Source organism: Ruegeria lacuscaerulensis (assembly GCF_013034685.1).
GTDB classification, from domain to species: Bacteria; Pseudomonadota; Alphaproteobacteria; order Rhodobacterales; family Rhodobacteraceae; genus Ruegeria; species Ruegeria lacuscaerulensis_B.
In genome coordinates, this window is sequence record NZ_WQGO01000027.1 from 2,501 (window position 1) to 6,188 (window position 3,688).

The following is a 3,688-nucleotide window of genomic DNA, read 5'->3' on the forward strand; positions in this document are numbered from 1 at the left end:
GATCGCGCCGAGTGTGGCGTTGATCTCAGTCGTTCTCATCTTTGGATGAGCGGGTTGTGATACGGGTGTTTCCTCGCCTGTCCACGACTATCCCGGCTGAAACGAACAGAGTTGTCCAAGTCAAGTACACTAACCCGCATAACTTAACGGTTATGCATGTCTTCTATCCTCTGCGTGGGGCCGACCGACATCGGCAGCGCGGGTTCCAGGATGGAAGGCGGGAAAGTATGCTTTTGGTTCAGAAGAAAGATGACCTTTAGTTACCAGCTGGGTCATTGCGATTGATTTGATTACTAGCGCAGCTTTGGTTGTGTGCGGTCAAACGCACTCAAGTAGCCGAATGGGCGGTAGGACAAATGGTCAAGTCTTTCTTTTTCTGGATCAAATCAAGCGCGAGAAGGGCGTTTGGTGAATGCCTTGGCAGCAAGAGGCGATGAAAGACGTGATACTCTGCGATAAGCCATGGGGAGCTGAGAATAAGCTTTGATCCATGGATCTCTGAATGGGGCAACCCACCTGAAAGCTTCATATTGTTATCCTTGATAATCAATATGTTGCTTAAACAGGTACTTAAGACCTGAATACATAGGGTTTTAAGAGCAAACCCGGGGAACTGAAACATCTAAGTACCCGGAGGAAAGGAAATCAATTGATACTCCCCTAGTAGCGGCGAGCGAACGGGGACCAGCCGAGCCAGATAAGTGACTAGAACACGTTGGGAAGCGTGGCCATAGCGGGTGACAGCCCCGTATAGGAAGCTTTGATGGACGTATTAAGTAGGGCGGAACACGTGAAATTCTGTCTGAAGATCGGAGGACCACCTTCGAAGGCTAAGTACTCCTTGCTGACCGATAGTGAACCAGTACCGTGAGGGAAAGGTGAAAAGCACCCCGACGAGGGGAGTGAAACAGTACCTGAAACCGAACGCCTACAATCAGTCGGAGGATCCTCGAGATCTGACGGCGTACCTTTTGTATAATGGGTCATCGACTTGGTCTTACGAGCAAGCTTAAGCCGTTAGGTGTAGGCGTAGCGAAAGCGAGTCTTAATAGGGCGCATGAGTTCGTGGGATCAGACCCGAAACCGAGTGATCTAGGCATGGCCAGGTTGAAGGTAAGGTAACACTTACTGGAGGACCGAACCCACATCCGTTGAAAAGGATCGGGATGAGCTGTGCCTAGGGGTGAAAGGCCAATCAAACTCGGAGATAGCTGGTTCTCTGCGAAATCTATTTAGGTAGAGCGTCATCCGAATACCCCGGGGGGTAGAGCACTGGATGGGTAATGGGGCCCCACAGGCTTACTGATCCTAACCAAACTCCGAATACCCGGGAGTACTAGATGGCAGACACACTGCGGATGCTAACGTCCGTAGTGGAGAGGGAAACAACCCTGACCTACGACTAAGGCCCCCAATTCATGGCTAAGTGGGAAAGCAGGTGGGACGACCAAAACAACCAGGAGGTTGGCTTAGAAGCAGCCATCCTTTAAAGATAGCGTAACAGCTCACTGGTCTAAATAAGTTGTCCTGCGGCGAAGATGTAACGGGGCTCAAGCCATGAGCCGAAGTCTAGGGATGCGTAAGCATCGGTAGCAGAGCGTAGTGTGACATAGTTCCTATCCTCTTTAGCGTTCTTCGGAACGCCTTGGAGGATATTTGGAGCTTTCGATGAAGCGGGCGCGTGAGCGATCCCGTGGAGAGATCACTAGTGAGAATGATGACATGAGTAGCGACAAAGAGTGTGAGAGACACTCTCGCCGAAAGTCCAAGGGTTCCTGCTTAAAGCTAATCTGAGCAGGGTAAGCCGGCCCCTAAGCCGAGGCCGAAAGGCGTAGGCGATGGGAACTAGGTTAATATTCCTAGGCCAGGAGGATGTGACGGATCACAGGTGTAGTTCAATCTTATCGGATTGATTGGGCTGCTGAGTGGTTCCTGGAAATAGCCCTCCATCAGACCGTACCCTAAACCGACACAGGTGGACTGGTAGAGCATACCAAGGCGCTTGAGAGAACGATGTTGAAGGAACTCGGCAAAATACCTCCGTAAGTTCGCGAGAAGGAGGCCCGGTTCCTAGGCAACTAGGGGCTGGGGGCACAAACCAGGGGGTGGCGACTGTTTATTAAAAACACAGGGCTCTGCGAAGTCGCAAGACGACGTATAGGGTCTGACGCCTGCCCGGTGCCTGAAGGTTAAAAGGAGAGGTGAGAGCCTTGAATTGAAGCCCAGGTAAACGGCGGCCGTAACTATAACGGTCCTAAGGTAGCGAAATTCCTTGTCGGGTAAGTTCCGACCTGCACGAATGGCGTAACGACTTCCCCGCTGTCTCCAACATCGACTCAGCGAAATTGAATTGCCTGTCAAGATGCAGGCTTCCCGCGGTTAGACGGAAAGACCCCGTGCACCTTTACTACAGCTTCGCACTGGCATCAGGATTGTGATGTGCAGGATAGGTGGTAGGCTTTGAAGCAGGAACGCAAGTACCTGTGGAGCCTCCCTTGAGATACCACCCTTCGCACTCTTGATGTCTAACCGCGGTCCGTTATCCGGATCCGGGACCCTGCGTGGCGGGTAGTTTGACTGGGGCGGTCGCCTCCTAAAGCGTAACGGAGGCGCGCGAAGGTTGGCTCAGAGCGGTCGGAAATCGCTCGTTGAGTGCAATGGCAGAAGCCAGCCTGACTGCAAGACTGACAAGTCGAGCAGAGTCGAAAGACGGCCATAGTGATCCGGTGGTCCCGAGTGGAAGGGCCATCGCTCAACGGATAAAAGGTACGCCGGGGATAACAGGCTGATACTGCCCAAGAGTCCATATCGACGGCAGTGTTTGGCACCTCGATGTCGGCTCATCTCATCCTGGGGCTGGAGCAGGTCCCAAGGGTACGGCTGTTCGCCGTTTAAAGAGGTACGTGAGCTGGGTTTAGAACGTCGTGAGACAGTTCGGTCCCTATCTGCCGTGGGTGTAGGAGACTTGAGAGGAGTTGCCCCTAGTACGAGAGGACCGGGGTGAACGATCCACTGGTGGACCAGTTGTCGTGCCAACGGCAGTGCTGGGTAGCTATGATCGGACAGGATAACCGCTGAAGGCATCTAAGCGGGAAGCCCCCCTCAAAACAAGGTCTCCCTGAGGGCCGTGGAAGACCACCACGTCAATAGGCCGGAGATGTAAGCGCAGTAATGCGTTCAGTTGACCGGTACTAATCGCCCGATAGGCTTGATTTGATCCAGTAATGGAAAGACATGCCCGCCGCCTCAAGTAGCGAAGCGGTAGGCGATCAAACAAGACCAAAAGCATACACACCTTGACTAAGGACAGCGTCGCAGCGCCAAGCCGCGATGTTGGTTGATTATATAACCGTGCGGGAACGCGCCTTTTGTAAACAAAAGACGCTGCCTCCCGCATGGTCGCTTTCTTGCACAGCAAGAAAGTCGACCGAGGGCTTTTCCTCGGTTTGGTGGTCATAGCGCAAGTGAAACACCCGGTCCCATCCCGAACCCGGAAGTTAAGCACTGCCGCGCCAATGGTACTTGGGCTTAAGCCCCGGGAGAGTAGGTCACCGCCAAACCTAGAAAAAGCCCAATTCTCTCTAACACGATGAAAACAAATCTGACTCTGACGCGGGATGGAGCAGCCCGGTAGCTCGTCAGGCTCATAACCTGAAGGTCGCAGGTTCAAATCCTGCTCCCGCAACCA

At 53.1% G+C, this 3,688-nt stretch carries 1 tRNA gene and 2 rRNA genes; all 3 read left to right on the forward strand.

Annotated elements, in window-relative coordinates:
* The first annotated feature begins 384 nt into the window (after nt 1-384).
* The 3 genes from GOV80_RS22165 to GOV80_RS22175 all read left to right on the forward strand — a co-directional run bounded on the left by GOV80_RS22165 (nt 385) and on the right by GOV80_RS22175 (nt 3,688).
* A 23S ribosomal RNA gene (locus GOV80_RS22165) occupies nt 385-3,216 on the forward strand.
* Nucleotides 3,217-3,445: 229 nt separating this feature from the next.
* Nucleotides 3,446-3,560 (forward strand): 5S ribosomal RNA (gene rrf, locus GOV80_RS22170).
* A gap of 51 nt (nt 3,561-3,611) precedes the next feature.
* A tRNA-Met gene (locus GOV80_RS22175) sits at nt 3,612-3,688 on the forward strand.